The 17,822-nt window shown below is 60.7% G+C and carries 19 protein-coding genes; 8 read left to right on the top strand and 11 right to left on the bottom strand.

Annotated features, from left to right (window positions below):
• Positions 1-127: 127 nt before the first annotated feature.
• Positions 128-1,294, top strand: coding sequence for a glutamine-hydrolyzing carbamoyl-phosphate synthase small subunit (gene carA, locus ACR0EK_RS09950; RefSeq protein ID WP_480899643.1), 1,167 nt, complete (start codon positions 128-130; stop codon positions 1,292-1,294).
• An 81-nt stretch (positions 1,295-1,375) separates the two neighbouring features.
• Complete coding sequence (locus tag ACR0EK_RS09945; RefSeq protein ID WP_480899642.1) at positions 1,376-3,253, top strand: glycosyltransferase; 1,878 nt, start codon at positions 1,376-1,378, stop codon at positions 3,251-3,253.
• Between the two features lie 3 nt (positions 3,254-3,256).
• On the opposite strand, the gene ACR0EK_RS09940 is transcribed toward ACR0EK_RS09945, so the two are convergent.
• A complete protein-coding gene (locus ACR0EK_RS09940; protein ID WP_267363400.1) occupies positions 3,257-3,904 on the bottom strand; it encodes a GntR family transcriptional regulator in 648 nt (215 codons plus the stop codon).
• Between the two features lie 100 nt (positions 3,905-4,004).
• Between ACR0EK_RS09940 and ACR0EK_RS09935 the strand changes: the two genes are divergently transcribed.
• The 3 genes from ACR0EK_RS09935 (at position 4,005) to ACR0EK_RS09925 (ending at position 6,256) form a co-directional block, all read left to right on the top strand.
• Positions 4,005-4,649, top strand: coding sequence for a pyrimidine 5'-nucleotidase (locus ACR0EK_RS09935; RefSeq protein ID WP_480476564.1), 645 nt, complete (start codon positions 4,005-4,007; stop codon positions 4,647-4,649).
• Positions 4,650-4,736: 87 nt separating this feature from the next.
• Complete coding sequence (locus ACR0EK_RS09930) at positions 4,737-4,985, top strand: hypothetical protein (RefSeq protein ID WP_209504235.1); 249 nt, start codon at positions 4,737-4,739, stop codon at positions 4,983-4,985.
• Positions 4,986-5,059: 74 nt separating this feature from the next.
• Entirely contained in the window at positions 5,060-6,256 is a 1,197-nt protein-coding gene (locus tag ACR0EK_RS09925) for a UbiH/UbiF family hydroxylase (protein WP_480485980.1), read from the top strand.
• A gap of 12 nt (positions 6,257-6,268) precedes the next feature.
• Here ACR0EK_RS09925 and ACR0EK_RS09920 read toward each other — a convergent pair whose 3' ends face one another.
• Positions 6,269-7,396: an aminotransferase class V-fold PLP-dependent enzyme gene (locus tag ACR0EK_RS09920; RefSeq protein ID WP_480831836.1), complete on the bottom strand. Its 1,128-nt coding sequence runs from the start codon at positions 7,394-7,396 to the stop codon at positions 6,269-6,271.
• A 230-nt stretch (positions 7,397-7,626) separates the two neighbouring features.
• Here ACR0EK_RS09920 and ACR0EK_RS09915 point away from each other — a divergent pair, with 230 nt between their 5' ends.
• Positions 7,627-8,328 (top strand): GntR family transcriptional regulator, encoded by a 702-nt coding sequence (locus ACR0EK_RS09915; protein ID WP_209595877.1) that lies wholly within the window; start codon positions 7,627-7,629, stop codon positions 8,326-8,328.
• 6 nt (positions 8,329-8,334) lie between these two features.
• On the opposite strand, the gene ACR0EK_RS09910 is transcribed toward ACR0EK_RS09915, so the two are convergent.
• Positions 8,335-8,793, bottom strand: a complete 459-nt coding sequence (locus ACR0EK_RS09910; RefSeq protein ID WP_209504239.1) for an Lrp/AsnC family transcriptional regulator — start codon at positions 8,791-8,793, stop codon at positions 8,335-8,337.
• Positions 8,790-9,245 carry an Lrp/AsnC family transcriptional regulator gene (locus ACR0EK_RS09905; RefSeq protein WP_267363387.1) on the bottom strand — a complete coding sequence of 152 codons (456 nt, stop codon included), beginning with the start codon at positions 9,243-9,245 and terminating at the stop codon, positions 8,790-8,792. The genes ACR0EK_RS09910 and ACR0EK_RS09905 overlap by 4 nt, the downstream gene beginning before the upstream one ends.
• 131 nt (positions 9,246-9,376) lie before the next feature.
• Between ACR0EK_RS09905 and ilvC the strand changes: the two genes are divergently transcribed.
• On the top strand, positions 9,377-10,399 hold the full coding sequence (gene ilvC, locus ACR0EK_RS09900) for a ketol-acid reductoisomerase (RefSeq protein WP_480967784.1): 1,023 nt from the start codon (positions 9,377-9,379) through the stop codon (positions 10,397-10,399).
• 52 nt (positions 10,400-10,451) lie between these two features.
• Here ilvC and ACR0EK_RS09895 read toward each other — a convergent pair whose 3' ends face one another.
• Together ACR0EK_RS09895 and ACR0EK_RS09890 are read right to left on the bottom strand one after the other, a co-directional pair.
• The gene (locus ACR0EK_RS09895) at positions 10,452-10,901 is read right to left on the bottom strand and encodes an SRPBCC domain-containing protein (protein WP_480967783.1); all 450 of its coding nucleotides are present in this window, start codon (positions 10,899-10,901) and stop codon (positions 10,452-10,454) included.
• A complete protein-coding gene (locus ACR0EK_RS09890; protein ID WP_480967782.1) occupies positions 10,898-11,197 on the bottom strand; it encodes an ArsR/SmtB family transcription factor in 300 nt (99 codons plus the stop codon). Before ACR0EK_RS09890 ends, ACR0EK_RS09895 begins: the two co-directional genes overlap by 4 nt.
• A gap of 90 nt (positions 11,198-11,287) precedes the next feature.
• On the opposite strand from ACR0EK_RS09890, the gene ACR0EK_RS09885 reads away from it, so the two are divergent.
• Positions 11,288-12,190, top strand: a complete 903-nt coding sequence (locus tag ACR0EK_RS09885; protein WP_480967781.1) for a DMT family transporter — start codon at positions 11,288-11,290, stop codon at positions 12,188-12,190.
• Here the strand turns inward: ACR0EK_RS09885 and glmM are convergent.
• The 5 genes from glmM to ACR0EK_RS09860 all read right to left on the bottom strand — a co-directional run bounded on the left by glmM (position 12,187) and on the right by ACR0EK_RS09860 (position 17,668).
• On the bottom strand, positions 12,187-13,530 hold the full coding sequence (glmM, locus tag ACR0EK_RS09880) for a phosphoglucosamine mutase (protein ID WP_480899634.1): 1,344 nt from the start codon (positions 13,528-13,530) through the stop codon (positions 12,187-12,189). The genes ACR0EK_RS09885 and glmM overlap by 4 nt on opposite strands.
• 33 nt (positions 13,531-13,563) lie before the next feature.
• Complete coding sequence (folP, locus tag ACR0EK_RS09875; protein ID WP_480967780.1) at positions 13,564-14,562, bottom strand: dihydropteroate synthase; 999 nt, start codon at positions 14,560-14,562, stop codon at positions 13,564-13,566.
• Positions 14,559-15,479 carry a dihydroneopterin aldolase gene (locus ACR0EK_RS09870; protein WP_480870275.1) on the bottom strand — a complete coding sequence of 307 codons (921 nt, stop codon included), beginning with the start codon at positions 15,477-15,479 and terminating at the stop codon, positions 14,559-14,561. Before ACR0EK_RS09870 ends, folP begins: the two co-directional genes overlap by 4 nt.
• A 100-nt stretch (positions 15,480-15,579) precedes the next feature.
• A complete protein-coding gene (locus ACR0EK_RS09865) occupies positions 15,580-16,953 on the bottom strand; it encodes a multicopper oxidase family protein (RefSeq protein WP_480899632.1) in 1,374 nt (457 codons plus the stop codon).
• Positions 16,954-17,026: 73 nt separating this feature from the next.
• Positions 17,027-17,668, bottom strand: coding sequence for a cell wall hydrolase (locus tag ACR0EK_RS09860; protein WP_480485995.1), 642 nt, complete (start codon positions 17,666-17,668; stop codon positions 17,027-17,029).
• Positions 17,669-17,822 lie beyond the last annotated feature (154 nt).

The following is a 17,822-nucleotide window of genomic DNA, read 5'->3' as shown; positions in this document are numbered from 1 at the left end:
GACACAACCGGGGGTGAATACAGCTAAACCATTGAAAAACAACAATAGCCCAAAAATTGAACAGACTTGACCCAGACGCGCAACCCCCTTAGGTATGCGCCGATTTACCCTACAGGAGAGTCGCGCCATGGCCCCGAATGCCCCGTCCAAGCCCACCGCATGTCTGGCTTTGGCCGATGGAACCCTGTTTTACGGCGCAGGCTTCGGCGCGACCGGGCAAACCGTGGCCGAGCTGTGCTTTAACACCGCGATGACCGGATATCAGGAGATCATGACCGACCCTTCTTATGCCGGGCAGATCGTGACCTTTACATTCCCTCATATCGGCAATGTCGGCGTGAACCCGGAAGATGACGAAACCGGTGATCCGGTCGCGGCGGGCATGGTCGTGAAATGGGATCCGACCGAGCCATCAAACTGGCGCTCGGCCGAGGAGCTCAAGGGCTGGCTGGCGCGTCGGGGGCGCATCGCCATCGGGGGTGTCGATACCCGCCGCCTGACCCGTGCCATCCGCCAGCAGGGCGCGCCGCATGTGGCGCTGGCCCATGATCCCGAGGGAAATTTTGACATCGAGGCGCTGGTCGCCGCCGCGCGTGGTTTTGCAGGGCTGGAAGGCATGGACCTGGCCAAGGATGTCACCTGCGCCCAAAGCTATCGCTGGGATGAGATGCGGTGGGCCTGGCCGGATGGGTACCAACGTCAGAAGGCCCCTGCCCACAAGGTCGTTGCCGTTGACTATGGCGCCAAGCGCAACATCCTGCGCTGCCTCGCATCCGCTGGGTGTGACGTTACCGTTCTGCCCGCGACTGCCACCGCAGCCGACGTGCTGGCGCATCAGCCTGACGGTGTGTTCCTGTCGAACGGCCCCGGCGATCCGGCGGCAACGGGTGAATACGCCGTGCAGATGATCAAAGAGATTCTGGAGACGACAGACCTGCCTGTGTTCGGCATCTGCCTTGGACACCAGATGCTGGCGCTGGCGCTGGGTGGTCAGACGGTCAAGATGAACCACGGCCACCACGGCGCGAACCACCCGGTCAAGGACCTGGACACCGGAAAGGTCGAGATCACGTCGATGAACCACGGTTTCGCTGTCGATGCGCAATCCCTGCCCGATGGCGTCGTGGAAACCCACCGGTCGCTGTTTGACGGCTCGAACTGCGGTATCCGCATGGCGGACCGGCCGGTTTATTCGGTGCAACACCACCCCGAGGCATCGCCCGGACCGCAGGACAGTTTCTATCTGTTCGAGCGCTTTGCCGAGGCCATGGAAAAGAAGAAAGAGCAAGCATAACTGCTTGTCTGTGCAGTGTTAACCGGGCGTTAACCCTGATCGAACAACCCTGAGTGTAGGTAACTGCGCCAGGGTTTTGTTATGGCTGAGCTTAATCTTCTGGATTTCACGTCCGCCGCACCGATCCCCGCGCCCGGGTATCGGAAGCCGCTGGGCACCTGCCTGCTGGAAACCGGGGCCATAACCCGATCCCAGCTGGACCATGCGCTGAGCCAGCAAACCAGACAGAACGCTCCGCTGGGAGAGATACTGGTCGGCGAAGGCTATGCCACCCGGCAGGACGTGTTGCGCGCGCTTTCCGCGCAATCCGGCTGGCAGATTGCCGATCTTGAACAGATCCCGCCGATGTCGGAACTGAGCGGGTTGATGCCGGTCGACTTCTGGCTGAAACACAATGTCATCCCCTGGATGCGGATTGGCCCCCTTGTTCTGGTGGCCACCGCCCGGCCCGACCGGTTCGCAACCGTGACCGCCGGGATGCGGGAATGCGATTATGCCGTGATCCCGGTGCTGGCGGCCTCTGATCAGATTGACCGAACGATTGCGCGGCAATTCTCGGGGTCTCTGGCCAGATCGGCGGAAACGCGGGTTGATCCCGCGCAAAGCTGCCGCAACTGGACCCTCAGGTCGCGCGTGGGGCCTTCGGTGGCCCTGTTGTGTGTGCTGGGGCTGTTTGCCATGTTCCCGGCGTTTGGCCTGCTGGCGATGCTGGGCATGGCTGTGGGAACTCTGGTGCTTTTTGCGGTCTTTCGGATGGCTGGCACGCTGGCTTATCTTTGGCATCGCCTGAGAACGCAGCCGGACCACACCGAAGCGGCCATCACATTGCGGCAGCCCTGCGTGTCGATCATGGTGCCATTGTACAAGGAGCGCGAGATCGCGAACGCTCTGGTGCACAGGCTGCAGCGGCTGACCTATCCCAAGGCGTTGCTGGATGTCATCCTTGTGCTTGAGGAAAAGGATGACGTGACGCGCAATGCCCTTGCACAGGTGAGCCTGCCCAGCTGGATGCGCATCGTCGAGGTGCCTGAGCTGAACGGGCTGACCACCAAACCCCGCGCCATGAATTACGCGCTGGATTTCTGCCGGGGCGACTTCGTTGGCGTCTGGGATGCAGAGGACGCCCCACAACCGGATCAGATTGAGCGCGTGGTAGCGCATTTCACCCAGGCCGCGCCGGATGTGGTGTGCCTGCAAGGAGTTCTGGATTACTACAACCCGCGCACAAACTGGCGGTCACGCTGCTTTACCATCGAATACAACAGCTGGTTCCGCGTGATCCTGCCGGGGATCGCCCGCATGGGGCTGGTAGTGCCACTTGGGGGCACCACGTTCTTTTTCCGTCGCGACAAGCTGTTGGAACTTGGCGGCTGGGATGCCCATAACGTCACCGAGGATGCTGATCTGGGCCTAAGGCTGTGCCGGGCCGGCTACCGGACCGAAATGGTGGATACCACAACATATGAAGAGGCGAATTTCCGGGCCTGGCCCTGGGTCAAACAGCGCTCGCGCTGGCTCAAGGGGTTCATGGTCACGTATCTGGTGCATATGCGCAGCCCGCAAATGCTGTGGCGTGACCTTGGAGGTGCCAGATTTCTGGGCCTTCAGGCGTTCTTTCTGGGTACGCTGGGGCAATTTCTGCTGGCACCCGTTCTCTGGGTATTCTGGCTGTCGAGTCTGGGGCTGGCCAATCCGATGGGACCTATTCTGCCGCAATCCATCTCAAACGCGCTGATCGGGCTGTTTCTGGTGGCAGAGGGGCTGAGTATCGGCGTTGGCCTGATCGCCGTATCCGCGCGTGAGCGGCGGTTTCTTTTGCTTTGGGTTCCGACGATGTTTCTTTATTTCCCGCTGGGCGTGATTGCCGGTTACAAGGCGCTGTGGGAATTGGCGACCAACCCGTTTTTCTGGGACAAAACCCAGCACGGGCAGGCCAGCGAAGACGAGCCGCTGACCTGATAATCACTTGTCGCGGCGGCTTGCGTCCTGTTTCAGGCGCGTCATGAACGCGATCGAGATATGGTCCTTGAGCGCCCGCCCCGCCGCCTCTTCATCGCGCGCGGCAATGGCTTCGACAATGCCTTTATGTTCGCTCTGGGCAATCTCTCCGCGCCCCTGCACGGCCAAGGACGTAGTCGCCATCAAGGCCATTGTCCGGTGCACCAGATCAAGCTGCTGGACAAGGTAGCGGTTGTGCGAGGCCAGATGGATCTGTTCGTGAAAGCGCCGGTTGGCACGTGACAGCGCCATCGGATCGCCCACCAGCTTGTCATCTTCGAGAACCATGTCCTGAAGAACCCTGATCTCTTCTTCGGTGGCGTGTTTGGCAGCCAGCCGCGCGGCGAGCCCTTCCAGTTCGCGCCGCACGATATAAAGCTCGGCCATCTGGTTGTGGTCCAGCGACGCCACGATCAGTGACCGACCGTCCCGTTCCAGCAGAGACTGGGTTTCCAGGCGTTGCAACGCTTCGCGGATCGGGGTGCGCGACACCCCGAACCGTTCTGCCAGCTCGCTTTCAACCAGACGATCGCCGGGCTTGTAGACGCCGACATCAATGGCTTCGAGTATCAGGCTATAGGCATCCTTGGTGGGGGATCGGGTCTGGCTCATGGGGTATTCTGTCTCCTCGTTCGGACATGTCTATCCGTCTCTGGGGGCGTCAATCAAGTACGGCATTGAAAACACCCCGCCCGCGCCCTAAACCCAAGCCATGGTCAAACCGTCCTTCAGTCATGTCACGCAATGGGTGTTCGATCTGGATAACACCCTCTATCCGCCGCATATGCAGCTGTTCGATCAGATCGAAGTTCTGATGACGGATTACGTGGTGCAGGCCATCGGCGTGGACCGGGCCGAGGCCGACAGGCTGCGCGGGCAGTACTGGCGCCAATACGGCACTACGCTGGCCGGGTTGATGGCCGAACATGATCTGGACCCCGAGCCCTATCTGCACGCGGTGCATCAGGTGGACATGAGCCATATGGACCCGGATGCAGAGCTGGCCGATCACATTCGCGCCCTGCCCGGACGGCGCATCGTCTACACCAATGGCAGCGCACCCTACGCCGAGCGGGTTTTGCAGGCGCGCGGGCTTTCGGGGCTGTTTGATGCAATCTATGGCGTCGAACATGCCGGGTATCGGCCAAAGCCCGAGAAAGCCGCCTTTGAAGCCATCTTTGCACAGGATGGCATTCAGGCTGACAAGGCCGCCATGTTCGAGGATGACCCGCGTAATCTGGCCGCCCCGCATGAGATGGGAATGCGCACGGTTCATGTCGCCCCGGACCCGCATGAGGCCGATCACATCCACCATCACACGGATGATCTGACCGCATTTCTGGCCCGCCTGCGGTAGCCTGTCACACTGCGACGATCCGTACGTTCTGCACCCGCATGCGCAGCCCTATATGCGCTGGAGCGACGAACAGAACGGAGAAGCCCCATGAGTGCGATCGAGATGCCCGGACGCCTGCCGGTTTGGCAGCGCCTATTCTTTGCAATTCCGGTTTTTGGGTGGCTGGCCCGCGACGCGGCCAACGCCAAGGCGGAGGACCTGTATTATACCGTCGGCGCGGTCCTCAGCATGTGGGGCTGTTCCGCCATGGTGTTCGGCCTTCCCGGCCTTTACATCCCTGCCCTGATGATGGTGCCGGTGATGTTCCTTGTCCTGATCCTGATCTCACGCGGCTGAGATACGGGACAGGATGTCACTTGGCGCAGGGGGCGGAACCGAACTAGGGTCTGCCCGAACTGATGAGAGGCGCCATGACTGACAGTTGTGACATCCTGATTTCCGGCGGTGGAATCGCCGGTCTGACCGCAGCGGCGGCGTTTGGAACCGCCGGGTTTGACGTGGTGTGTGTAGATCCCGCGCCACCGATCACCGAACGGGATGTGGACGGGTCTGACCTGCGCACCACCGCCTTTCTGCAACCTGCGCGCGGCCTGCTGGAGCAATGCGGCCTGTGGGCGCGGCTGGATGCCCATGCGGCCCCCTTGCAGATCATGCGTATTGTCGATGCCGGCGGGGACGTGCCCGAACCCCGCGTCATACGCGATTTCAACGCAGCCGACATTTCCGAGCAACCGTTTGGCTGGAACCTGCCCAACTGGCTGTTGCGCCGGGAGATGGTCGCACGGCTGGCAGAGCTGCCGAATGTCGATTTCCGCCCCGGCACCGGGACCGTCAGCCTGTTCACCCGCACTGCCGAAGCCCGCGTTGGCCTGAGCGACGGCAGCCGCATCCGCTGCAAGCTGGTGCTGGCCGCAGATGGGCGCAACTCACCCATGCGCGAGGCCGCCGGTATCAACGTGCATACAACACGGTATGGGCAGAAAGCGCTGGCGTTTGCGGTGACGCATCCTATTCCGCACGAGAATGTCTCGACCGAGATACACAGGTCTGGCGGGCCGTTCACATTGGTTCCGCTGCCCGATTGGCAGGGGCAGCCTTCGTCCGCCATTGTCTGGATGGAACGCGGGCCGAATGCCGTTGACCTGTTGACCCTTGATGCCGAAGCGTTTGAGGCTGCGATGACGGAACGGTCCTGTGGCCTGTTTGGCCCCTTGAGGCTGGCATCGCGCCGGACGATCTGGCCGATCATCAGCCAGTCCGCGGAACGGCTGGCGGGTGAGCGCATTGCCCTGATGGCCGAGGCCGCGCATGTGGTGCCCCCCATTGGCGCGCAGGGGCTGAACATGTCATTGGGCGATCTGCGCTGCCTGCTGGATCTGGCGCAGTCCCGGCCCGAAGATCTGGGCGACGCGCAGATGCTGGACGCCTATCACAAGGCGCGCCACACCGAGATCGAGATGCGGGTCAAAGGGATTGATCTGCTGAACCGCGCCTCGATGATCGAGGCGCGCCCGCTGCGGGATGCGCGCGCAATGGGGCTGAGCGCGCTGTATTCCCTGCCGCCTGTGCGCAAGACGCTGATGCAGATGGGCCTTGGCGTTCGCTAAGGCCCGGCCCGTTTACAGAACCTGATCCAGCACACGCTTCAGGCGCGCGATGGTGGCGTCCACATCATAAAGCTTGTCCAATCCGAACAGGCCCAGACGGAAGGTGCTGAAGCCTTCGGGTTCGTCACATTGCAGCGGCACCCCGGCCGCGATCTGCATCCCCAGAGCGGCAAATTTCTTGCCGTTCTGGATTTCGGGGTCCGAGGTGTAGCTGACCACAACGCCGGGCGCGCCGAAACCGTCAGCAGCCACCGAGACAATACCATACTCTTTCAACATCGCCCGCACGCCGTCGCCCAATGCCCATTGCGCCTTGCGCAGCTTTTCGAACCCGTACCCCCTGGTTTCTGCCATGGTATCGCGGAAAGCCAGCAGCGCATCGGTGGGCATTGTGGCGTGATAGGCGTGACCACCGTTTTCATAGGCCTGCATGATCTGGCGCCACTTCTTCAGGTCGATGGCGAAACTGTCCGAGCTTGTCTGTTCCAGACGCGCCTCGCCCCGTTCGGACAGCATGACCAGACCGGCGCAAGGCGATGCGCTCCAGCCCTTTTGCGGGGCCGAGATCAGGACGTCGACGCCGGTGGCTTTCATATCCACCCAGGCACACCCGGATGCGATGCAATCCAGCACCATCAATGCACCCACCTCATGCGCCGCGCTGGCCAGGGCGGTCACATAGTCATCCGGCAGGATGACACCCGCCGCCGTTTCAACATGCGGTGCGAACACAACGCCGGGTTTCTGTTCGCGAATCGTTGCGACGACTTCGTCAATCGGTGCGGGCGCAAAGGGGGACGGGCTGGCATTTCCGGTCTCGCGCGCCTTCATCACGGTGGTCGAGCTGGTCAGGGCGCCGCTTTCGATGATCTGGCTCCAGCGGTACGAAAACCACCCGTTCCGGACCACAAGAACATCCGCCCCGCGCGCGAATTGCCGGGCAACCGCCTCCATCGCATAGGTACCGCCGCCCGGAATGATGGCCACCCCGTCTGCCTTGTACACCTCTTTCAGCATGGCCGAGATGTCGCGCATTACCCCCTGAAACTTTTGGGACATGTGGTTCAGCGAGCGATCGGTGAATACGACCGAGAATTCTTCGAGCCCGTTCGGGTCAACGTTCTTCAGCAAGGCAGGCATATGGCGTCCTTTCAATATCGTCAGTGCAGTCTTGGTCTCTTTACCTTGGCCAGTAAAGCCATTTCGCGACAAAAAGTGACGCGACGGAATGCGGGTAAAATCGACCCATTCGGTGCTGTATAACACTGGGAACACAAGAAAATGACGCCAACCAGTGTCACTTCCCCTTTACACTTCTGCTTGCTTCTGAACAGATGCGCACACTTTTTACTTGAAGGGATATTTTTCCTGTGACGATACAAAAGCGTATTAACTTCCAGTCCGTTCGAGATGAAGTAAAACGACGTATTGAAAGCCGCGTGTGGCCTCAGGGATCATTACTGCCGACCGAAACGCAACTGGCCGAAGAATTCAATTGCGCCCGCGCGACGGTGAACCGTGCCCTCAGGGAACTGGCCGATCAGGGTTTCATCGAACGCAAGCGCAAAAGCGGGACGCGGGTCAAGAAAGAGCCCAGCAAACACGCCAAGCTGGAATTCTCGCTGGCGCGGCAGATGGTCGAAAGCCAGAATGCCGTCTATCGCTATGCGCTGGTGGAACGGACTGTCGAGGCCTGCCCCCGCTGGCTGTCCTCTCAGCTTGATGTCCCCGCCGAGACGCGGGTTCTGCATGTCGTCTGTATGCATTACGCGGACAACCGCCCGTTCCAGCTTGAAGAGCGCTGGATCAATATCGAAACCGTCCCCGATGTGGAAAACGCCGACCTGACCCAGCAAGGACCGCATGAGTGGTTGCTGAATGCCGCTCCGTTCAACGATGCCGAGGTTGCGTTCTGCGCGATTTCCGCTGACGCAAGGCTGGCGGAATTCATGGGCACCACGGCGGGCGCGTCGATGATCCAGATGGAGCGCACCACCTGGAAAGAAGACAAACCGATCACGTTTGCCCGCCTGACCCATCATCCCGGATATTACATCCGCACCAGATATTAAGGCACGTCACCCAATCGGACCGGGCAGCCGTTCCTCGCTCAGCAGGACGTTCGCCTCGACATCGCCTGCGCCGGGCAGCGTCATGATCCGGCGCCGCAACACGCGTTCGAAATCGGACAGGTCCCGCGCCACGACGCGCAAGCGGTAGTCGTACAATCCCAGAACATGCTCGACGGTCTGCACTTCGGGGATGGCACTTACGGCGCGTTCGAAATCCTCAAGGCTGATCTGTCCCTTGCGCGCCAGCTTGACCCCCAGAAACACGGTCACACCGAATCCCAGCGCCTCGGCATTCAGACGCAGCCGCCGGCCCTTGATGATCCCGGCGTCCTCCAACCTGCGGATACGCCGCCAGGTGGCGGGCTGAGACAGGTTGAACCTCCGACCCAGGGCACCTGCGCTTTGGGTGGCGTCCTGTTGCAACGCACGCAGCAGACGGCGGTCAATCTCGTCCAGCTCGATCATACCGGTAACACCTCGTCCCGCTTGACCCGCGCGATATGCATCAGCGCTTCGATATCGGCGATATGCGGCAGGGTCAGGATCCGGTCCCGATAAAGCTGCTGATAGTGCTTCATATCCCGCGCTATAACGGACAGCCGGACATCCACCCGTCCCAGAAATGTCTGGATTTCGATCACCTCGGCCACGTTGCGGGCCTCTTCCATAAACTCGTCAAAGGCGCGGGCCTGTGTCTTGTCCAGGGTGATCCGAAGCGAGACTTCGACAGCATAGCCCATCGCGGTCCAGTCGATCACCGCCTCCTGCCCTTCGATGATCCCGGCTGCCTGCATCTTTTCCAGCCTGCGCCAACAGACACCTGCGCTGATCCGGCACAGATCGGCAAGTTCCGCGGTGGTCAGGCTGGGGTTCGCCTGAAAGTGACGCAAAATGCGCCGGTCGATATCGTCAAGCATGATTTTTTCAGTATTTTCCGTTTTCAAGAATTATTCTTCATCTTTTTTACAAATACTCAAGCCCAACCCTATCGCCAATCCGACGCACGGCAGGTAGAACCGCCCCAACCAAACCAGAAAGGACCGGCAAAATGCGCGTCTATTACGATCGCGATTGCGACATCAACCTGATCAAAGACAAGAAAGTGGCTATCCTGGGCTATGGCAGCCAGGGTCACGCCCACGCGCTGAACCTGCGCGACTCGGGTGCCAAGAACCTGGTCATCGCCCTGCGCGAAGGCTCGCCCTCGGCCAAGAAAGCCGAAGCGGAAGGTCTACAAGTGATGGGCATCGCCGAAGCGGCTGCCTGGTGCGACGTCATCATGTTCACCATGCCCGACGAGTTGCAGGCCGAAACCTACAAGAAATACGTCCATGACAACATCAAGCCTGGTGCCGCCATCGCCTTTGCCCACGGCCTGAACGTCCACTTCGGCCTGATCGAGCCAAAAGACGGTGTTGACGTCATCATGATGGCCCCCAAAGGCCCTGGCCACACCGTGCGCGGCGAATACACCAAAGGCGGCGGCGTGCCCTGCCTGGTCGCGGTTCACAATGATGCAACCGGCAAGGCGCTGGAAATCGGCCTGTCCTACTGCTCGGCCATCGGTGGCGGCCGCTCGGGCATCATCGAGACCAACTTCCGCGAAGAATGCGAAACCGACCTGTTCGGCGAACAGGCCGTTCTGTGCGGTGGTCTGGTCGAACTGATCCGCTGCGGCTTTGAAACTCTGGTCGAGGCCGGTTACGCACCCGAGATGGCCTATTTCGAGTGTCTGCACGAAGTGAAGCTGATCGTTGACCTGATCTATGAAGGTGGCATTGCCAACATGGATTACTCGATCTCGAACACGGCTGAGTATGGCCAGTATGTCACCGGTCCGCGCATCCTGAAATACGACGAGACCAAGGCCCGCATGAAAGCGGTTCTGGACGACATCCAGCAGGGCAAATTCGTCCGTGACTTCATGCTGGAAAACGCCGTTGGCCAGCCGACCATCAAAGCGTCGCGCCGCGCCAATGACGAGCATATGATCGAAGCGACCGGCGCCAAGCTGCGCGGCATGATGCCGTGGATCTCGGCCGGCAAGATGGTCGACAAAGAAAAGAACTAAGTCTGACCGATGTCAGGCAAAGGGCGGCCCAGGCGGTCGCCCTTTTTCATTTTCAGACTGCATTGGCAAAACATTCGCCCAGCACCAAATCCCATCCCGTATCGTAGCCGCCGCGCTTTTGGGGCGCTTCATCTGCCCAGACGTCCCAGCCGGAATGCGTCAAGGTGACTTTGGCCTGCCCCGAACCGCAATCCTCAAAACGCACATCGACGCGCGTAGGAGACCCGCTGTTGGTGCCCGGATGCCAGGTGAATGCCACGGATCGGCCGGGATCGATTGCCAGCACCTGACCCCAGTCAGCACGGGTTCCGTCGAACATGACCTCATAGACCGCGCCACCGATCCGGGGTTCAAAAACCACGTCCCTTGCCGGTTGTCCCTGCGATGCGGACACCGCGTGGCTGTCCAGCGGCCACCATGTACTGATGCGGTTGACGAAGATGTCGAAAGCACGCGCAGCTGAGGCACTTACGACAATTGTTTTGACAATCGGGTCTGTCATGGCCTCTCTCCTGCTCTGGTCACCTCATCTGCAAAGCTGTTCATCACGTCGGTCCAGTACCGGTCGAGCCATGAGCGCAGCTCTGCCAGCCCCTCGGGGCGCACCGCATAGATCCGGCGCGTCCCTTTCGCGTGGCATGTCACCAGCCCGGCATCCGACAGCACCTTGAGATGTTGCGAGACGGCCGGTCGGCTTACCGGCAGCTTTGACGCAAGTTCGCCCACTGCCTGAGGCTGGCTGGCGACGGCTTCGAACACCTGCCTGCGGGTTGCATCGCCTAAGGCTGAAAATGTCATTTCGTAAGTCATTGCTTACGGTAAGTACAAACTAACGTTAAGTCAAGATCAGCCCGTGACACCGGCGCGCACGCGGGATAAGGGGATGGAATGGTTGAACAACCCACGAAGCAGGACTGGAGCGGCGTTTTCACGCTGGGGCTTATTTGGGGCGGCACATTCATGGTCGTCGCGATGGCTTTGGAAGGCTATGGCCCGATTACCGTGGCGACATCGCGCACCACATTGGGGGCGGTGACGTTGCTTGTCCTGATGCGGATCACCGGGCGCCGCATGCCGGTTTTGACACCCGCGCTGACTACATCAATCCTGCTGATTGGCGTGCTGTCGACTGCGGTGCCTTTCATGCTGCTCAGCTGGGGGCAGCAATATGTACCCTCGGCTTTTGCAGGGTTGTCCATGGCTGCAATTCCGCTGATGGTGTTGCCGCTGGCGCATTTCTTTTCAGATGAGCCGCTGAACCTGCGTCGGTTTCTGGGCGTGTGCCTTGGGTTTTCCGGCGCATTGGTCCTGATCGGACCCGGTCTAGCAAAGCTGGGTCAAGGAACCGAGCCGCTGGCGCAGCTGGCCTGTATCTCGGCCGCCCTCTGCTATGCCTCGACATCGATCCTGACGCGGCGTTGCCCGCCGGTCGAGCCGCTGGCGCTGGCCGCGCTGACCCTGCTGGTCGGCGCTGTTCTGCTGGTGCCCATCATGCTGCTGGTCGAAGGCATCCCCACATGGCAGGGCAACCGCCCATCGCTGGCCCTGATCGTGCTTGGCCTGATCCCCACAGCATTCGCCAATTTGCTGCGGGTTTCGATCACCCGCAGCGCCGGGTCGGTGTTCCTGACACTGGTGAATTATCAGGTGCCGATCTGGTCGATGGTGTTCGGGGCCTGGATCCTGTCCGAGGCCCTGCCCCTGCGGTTCTACGTCGCCCTGGCCCTGATCCTGACAGGCATGGCCATCAGCCAATGGTTCAGCCTGCGCAAGGTTCTGTTCGGGCGCTAGCCTGCGGCGGCTTCGACCTCGGCCACGATACTGTCGACGACCTGCACCAGCAGCGCGTCATCCTCGCATTCGGCCATAACACGGATCAGCGGTTCGGTACCGGATTTGCGGATCAGCAACCGGCCATGCCCGTTCAGCCGCGCCTCGGCATCGGCAATGGCGGCTTTAACGCTTTGAACTTCAAGCGGAGTTTGGCCGTTGGCATAGCGGACGTTCTTCAGCAGCTGCGGCACGGTTTCGAATTGCTTGGACAAGTCCGAGGCTTTGCGACCGGACAGAACCATCTCGGCCAGGAAATGCAGACCGGCCATCAGGCCATCGCCGGTGGTGGCATAATCGCTCATCACGATATGACCGGATTGTTCACCGCCCAGGTTGAAGCCACCTTCGCGCATACGTTCGACCACATAGCGGTCGCCGACAGCTGTGCGTTCCAGCCGCATACCGTGTGACGACAGGTGCCGTTCGAGCCCGAGATTGGACATCACGGTGGCCACAAGGGCATTGCCTTTCAACTGCCCGGATTTTTTCCAGGCCGTCGCCAGCAACGCCATAAGCTGATCGCCATCGGCGACCTGACCGGTTTCGTCGACGATAACGACCCGATCCGCGTCGCCGTCCAGACAGACACCAACGTCAGCGCCATGCGCCACGACGGTTTCGGCGGCCAGCTGCGGCTTGGTCGATCCGCAGTTGAGGTTGATGTTCTTCCCGTTGGGCGAAATCCCGATCGGGATCACGTCTGCGCCCAGTTCCCAAAGAACCTCGGGCGCGGTGCGGTGGGCGGCGCCATTGGCACAGTCGATCACCACCTTCAGGCCATCCAGACGCACATCGCGCGGCAGCGAGGATTTCACACGCTCGCCATATCTGAACCGGGCGTCATCAACACGACGCGCCCGTCCGATATTCTGGGCCTGAGCAGGCCGGACACCTTCGTCGATCAGCTTTTCGATGTCGATCTCGGCCTGATCGGACAGTTTATAGCCGTCTGGGCCAAAGAACTTGATGCCGTTGTCCTCTGCCGGGTTGTGGCTGGCCGAGATCATGACACCCAGATCGGCCCGCATCGACCGGGTCATCAGACCCACCGCAGGCGTGGGGACCGGCCCCAGCAACAGCACATTCATTCCCGTCGACGTCAAACCGGCGGTCAGCGCGTTTTCCAGCATATAGCCGGACAGGCGCGTGTCCTTGCCGATGACGACCCGGTGCACACCGGTCGCGTCACGCCGGAAATAGCGCCCCACCGCAGCCCCGATGCGCAACGCCATTTCCGCCGTCATCGGATGCGTGTTGGCCGTGCCCCGCACCCCGTCGGTTCCGAACAGCTTGCGCATTGGTGTCACTCCGTGATTTTCCGTGAGACCGGATTACCGGACAGCAGCCCATAGGCGCAAGGCCTGAGCGGTCTCGGCGACGTCGTGAACGCGAATGATCTGCACGCCCTGAGACAATCCGGCCAAAGCCACGGCAATTGAACCCGGCGCGCGGGCAGTCTTGTCAGGCTCCTGTCCAATCGTTCCGATAAAGCCCTTGCGGGACACACCCAGCAGGATCGGGCAGCCAAGCCCGTGAAACAGGCTGAGATTGCGCAGCAAGGTCAGGTTATGATCCTCGGTCTTGCCGAAACCGATGCCCGGATCGACCATGATCAGGTCGCGCCGAAGCCCCAGGCTTTCCAGCAGAGCGATCTGGGATTCGAGGAAGTCGTAAACATCCAGCAACACGTTGTCGTAGCTGGGGTTTTCCTGCATCGTGGCCGGATCGCTCTGCATATGCATGACGCAAACTGGTGTGCCCTTGGCGGCGCAAAACGGCGCCAGTTCGGGATCGAAGGTGAACCCCGAGACGTCGTTGACCAGCCCCGCGCCCGCCGCATACGCCGCTTTGGCGACGCTGGCTTTGCGGGTGTCGATTGAAATTAGGGCATCCGTTTGAGCGCGAATCGCCTCGATCACCGGGCGGGTGCGGGTAATTTCCTGATCTGCCGGAATGAAATCCGCGCCCGGGCGCGTTGATTCCCCGCCGATATCCAGAATGGTGGCCCCATGCGCCACCATCCTTGCAGCGGCATCGCGGGCGGCCTCGACCGAGCTGTGAACGCCCCCGTCCGAGAAACTGTCAGGCGTGGTGTTGAGAATGCCCATGACATGCGGCACCTGCATATCCAGCCCGGCGATGGGTGCGCGCGGGCCGGTCAAACGCGCCAGCGCCCCACCGGGAATATCCGATGCCGACATGATCTGCGGTGTAGTATCGCGCCCAAGCGTTTCGACATGGGTAAACCACAGGGGCTGACCGGCCAGAGAATACGCGCCAGCGGGCCGGGTCTGGCCGTGCTGAACCAGCGGTCTGAAATAGATGCTCACAATTGGGCCTGATCCACGGCCACAGCCCGCAGGGGGGTTTTGGGCGCTTTCGGCAATTCGCCGCCGATGACCATCATCTCACTGGCTTCAAAGGTCGCGGCAAACCATGCGGCCAGAGCCACGGCGTCGGAGGGCGCGGCAGAAGGGCCATCCACCGCGTCCAGAACGATCTTGGACGGGGCCCAGACGCAGATCTGGCCGTTCTTCATGGCCCAGTCCAGTTCCGTCCGAGTTGAAACCACCTTGCAGCGGTGATCGCGTGCGGCCAGAACCCACGCGTTTTGCTCGATCGCAAGCAGGTCAATCCGGCGCTGTGTCATTGCGTGGCCGGTTTGCGGCGCAGCCAGGTCTGACGCCCCCACACACAGGATCAGCGGGCGCTGGCGGTTCTGCAACTGGTCGATCCACCCGGTCAGATTGTCCGAGGCGATGGCGTCATTCGATAGGTAGACCAGACGGGGATGCGGGCGGTCTTCCTCGGTCACGTCGTGATGAACCGAGTCTTTCCCGCGTACGATCTCAACCCCAAGAGCGCCCGGACCACGATCCAGTTTTTCGATGCGAACAAAGACCCTTACAGCCTGAGGTTCATGCAAGATACGTTCGGCCACACGTTCGGCCAGGGTTTCAAGCAGGTTCAGACGCTCGGCCGCGAGCTCATAGGCAATGGATTCCGTCACCCGGTCATAAGACAGGATGCGATCCACATCGTCGTCAATGGGGTCAGTAAGAGGCCGGACTTCGACGACGATATTGAAACAGATCCGCTGGGTTGTTCCCCGCTCGGCCTGAAACGCACCGATTTCAACCTCGACAATATGGTCGCGCAGGGAAATGCGGTCCAGCGGCTCTCGGGGCGAGGTCGCCTCGGACCGTTCGGACGGGTGCGCAAATGCCAGTCGGATTTCAGAACTCATGGGTCCGGCCTTTTCGGCTTGTTGCAGGGCTTGCCCACTATAGGCGTTGCAAGGGCCTATAACATTCAAACAAACGCCATTCCAACCGCCGAATGCGGCGTCATGTGACGCGAAACCAGCTCATCATACCCGAAGCGGCATGGCCCAGCATATGGCAATGCAACAGCCAGTCCCCCGGATTATCCGCGACCAGCGCGATCTGGCGGGTTTGTCCGCGATCAACCAAAACAGTGTCGCGCCACGGGCCAAGCGATCCGTCCGGCTGGATCAGTCGGAAGTGGTGGCCGTGCAAATGCATGGCATGTGGAAAGACTGTTTCATTGACGAACTCGATCCTGTGAAGGCCGCCGGTCCGGGCGTCCAGAAACGGATCGGACGGGCGTTCCGCATAACCGTTCAGGGCCCAGAACCGGCCCAACTGCGCCAGTTCCTGGCCTGACAATTCAGTGTCCCCGATCCGGGCGTTGTCCAGCCAGCGCATCGCCCCGCCTTGCAGGGACATCCGGTGCAATGGTGCGGATGAGACATCCTCGATGACTGGCAAAGGGTTGGGCGGCAGCGCTGCCACGCCTTGTCGTGGCGCGGGTGCGAGAAGTTCGTCGACATCGAACCGAACGATGCCAAAGGCACCGTCGCGTTCAACACTCACCAGACTTGCCGTATCACCCGCAGCCACGACATCCACAACAAGATCGATGCGTTGTGCAGGGGCGATTGGGAAAGCCCCCGACAATGGGATCGGCGTTTCCAGTGGCATACCGTCAAGGGCGACGATCCACCCTGACAACCCATCGAGATTCAGGTCAAAAATCCGCGCGTTGGAGGCGTTGATCAGGCGTAGCCGGAGACGGTCGTTCCGTCGCGCCTGAACGCGCGGGTCAAGGGATCCGTTAACAGTGATGATATTCCCCAGTCGGCCAGCGTGGCTGAGATCATGGCCATTGTCGAAATCATCCGTGATCTGGGCGGTTTCAGGATCAAGCCTCCAGTCGTCCAGCATCAGCACCAGATCCTGATCCACATCGGAGGCCGCGGTTTCTTCGACGATCAGCGGCCCGTAAAGCCCGCGCGCAACCTGTTCCATCGACTGGTTATGCGCATGATACCAATAGGTCCCTGCGTCGGGAACGACGAAGGAGTAATCAAAGCTTGCGTCCGTCTCGACCGCGTCCTGTGTCAGGCCGGGCACGCCGTCCATGGCGTTTTCAATGCGAATGCCGTGCCAATGGACCGAAGTTGCTTGCGGAAGCTGGTTCATCAGGGTGCGCTGGATGCGGTCGCCCTGCCTGACGCGCAGTTCAACGCCGGGGACAGACCCGTCATATGTCCAGACTTCCGTTTCAGGATAACTTGCAGGCGCGATCGGGTGTTTGGTTACACGCGCATTAAGCGGTGCAAAACCCGCGCTGGCCACACGCGGCATCAGCAATGCTGCTGCAGCCGTTTGCAAAAGGTGTCTGCGGTTCAAAATCATTACGGGCCTCCTGGCCCGCAATATAGGATGCAACCTGCCCCGCGCCAGCAAGCTTCCAGCGCGGGTGCGTCAATCAGTTGCTCGCTGTCCGGTAGTTGTGGCGGTAAAAAACGTGCACGCCGATTTTCGCCGTCTGTTTATAGACCCGCGACCAGGATGGGCGAACCGACGTCGTGTGATAGTGCGTCGCCCCTTCGGTCAACTCATCCGCCACGCCATCAATGGCTGCCCGCGCGACTTTTGCCACACGCTCATACGCCGTTTTCTCGTGGATGACCTCTTTGCGGCCATCGCAGGTGTATGTGAACTGGCACTGGTATTTCTTGCCGGTCCCCTGATGGATCACCCCGCACAGGGAATCCGGGAAACGGCTGCTTTTGACCCGGTTCAGGATCACTTCGGCAACCGCGAACTGGCCGCGCACGCTTTCGCCGCGCGCCTCGAAGTACAGGGCTTCGGACAGGCATTTCCAGTTTTCACCACCAGAGGCCTTTGGTTGCTGGTCAAGCCAGTCTTTGGAGAAGGACACTTCGACAGGTTCAGCCGCCTTGCGGGGCTGGAACAGCTTGAAATAGTCCCGAAAACTTTGCGCCGGCAGTTCACTGCGGGCGACAAGTTCTTGTTTTGCAGTATCAGTCGCTTCCTTCTCGGCGAAGGACGCACTCGGCAGCACGGTTGCCGCCACTGCGGCAACAGCCAATATGTAACGTAGCATCAGATAACCTCGCACAGGCACATCACGCGCCATACCCTCCCCCGGCGGGCGCGACGAGGCTGATACCCCAGACTGAGGCAAAGGTCCAGTATCTTGAAAAAAGCAAGTGGAAAATCGCCCGTAGCGAAAATATTTTTCGCCTACGAGTGACCGG

The sequence above is a fragment of the Ruegeria sp. AE4 genome (genome assembly GCF_056542185.1).
The sequence above is the reverse complement of the archived record's forward strand: the minus strand, read 5'-3'. Positions and strand labels throughout refer to the sequence as shown.

Excerpts from the sequence above, each read along its gene's own strand:
- carA (WP_480899643.1), top strand. The coding sequence starts at position 128 with ATGGCCCCGAATGCCCCGTCCAAGCCCACCGCATGTCTGGCTTTGGCC.
- ACR0EK_RS09945 (WP_480899642.1), top strand. The coding sequence starts at position 1,376 with ATGGCTGAGCTTAATCTTCTGGATTTCACGTCCGCCGCACCGATCCCC.
- ACR0EK_RS09940 (WP_267363400.1), bottom strand. The coding sequence starts at position 3,904 with ATGAGCCAGACCCGATCCCCCACCAAGGATGCCTATAGCCTGATACTC.
- ACR0EK_RS09935 (WP_480476564.1), top strand. The coding sequence starts at position 4,005 with ATGGTCAAACCGTCCTTCAGTCATGTCACGCAATGGGTGTTCGATCTG.
- ACR0EK_RS09930 (WP_209504235.1), top strand. The coding sequence starts at position 4,737 with ATGAGTGCGATCGAGATGCCCGGACGCCTGCCGGTTTGGCAGCGCCTA.
- ACR0EK_RS09925 (WP_480485980.1), top strand. The coding sequence starts at position 5,060 with ATGACTGACAGTTGTGACATCCTGATTTCCGGCGGTGGAATCGCCGGT.
- ACR0EK_RS09920 (WP_480831836.1), bottom strand. The coding sequence starts at position 7,396 with ATGCCTGCCTTGCTGAAGAACGTTGACCCGAACGGGCTCGAAGAATTC.
- ACR0EK_RS09910 (WP_209504239.1), bottom strand. The coding sequence starts at position 8,793 with ATGATCGAGCTGGACGAGATTGACCGCCGTCTGCTGCGTGCGTTGCAA.
- ACR0EK_RS09905 (WP_267363387.1), bottom strand. The coding sequence starts at position 9,245 with ATGCTTGACGATATCGACCGGCGCATTTTGCGTCACTTTCAGGCGAAC.
- ilvC (WP_480967784.1), top strand. The coding sequence starts at position 9,377 with ATGCGCGTCTATTACGATCGCGATTGCGACATCAACCTGATCAAAGAC.
- ACR0EK_RS09895 (WP_480967783.1), bottom strand. The coding sequence starts at position 10,901 with ATGACAGACCCGATTGTCAAAACAATTGTCGTAAGTGCCTCAGCTGCG.
- ACR0EK_RS09890 (WP_480967782.1), bottom strand. The coding sequence starts at position 11,197 with ATGACATTTTCAGCCTTAGGCGATGCAACCCGCAGGCAGGTGTTCGAA.
- ACR0EK_RS09885 (WP_480967781.1), top strand. The coding sequence starts at position 11,288 with ATGGTTGAACAACCCACGAAGCAGGACTGGAGCGGCGTTTTCACGCTG.
- glmM (WP_480899634.1), bottom strand. The coding sequence starts at position 13,530 with ATGCGCAAGCTGTTCGGAACCGACGGGGTGCGGGGCACGGCCAACACG.
- ACR0EK_RS09870 (WP_480870275.1), bottom strand. The coding sequence starts at position 15,479 with ATGAGTTCTGAAATCCGACTGGCATTTGCGCACCCGTCCGAACGGTCC.
- ACR0EK_RS09865 (WP_480899632.1), bottom strand. The coding sequence starts at position 16,953 with ATGATTTTGAACCGCAGACACCTTTTGCAAACGGCTGCAGCAGCATTG.
- ACR0EK_RS09860 (WP_480485995.1), bottom strand. The coding sequence starts at position 17,668 with ATGCTACGTTACATATTGGCTGTTGCCGCAGTGGCGGCAACCGTGCTG.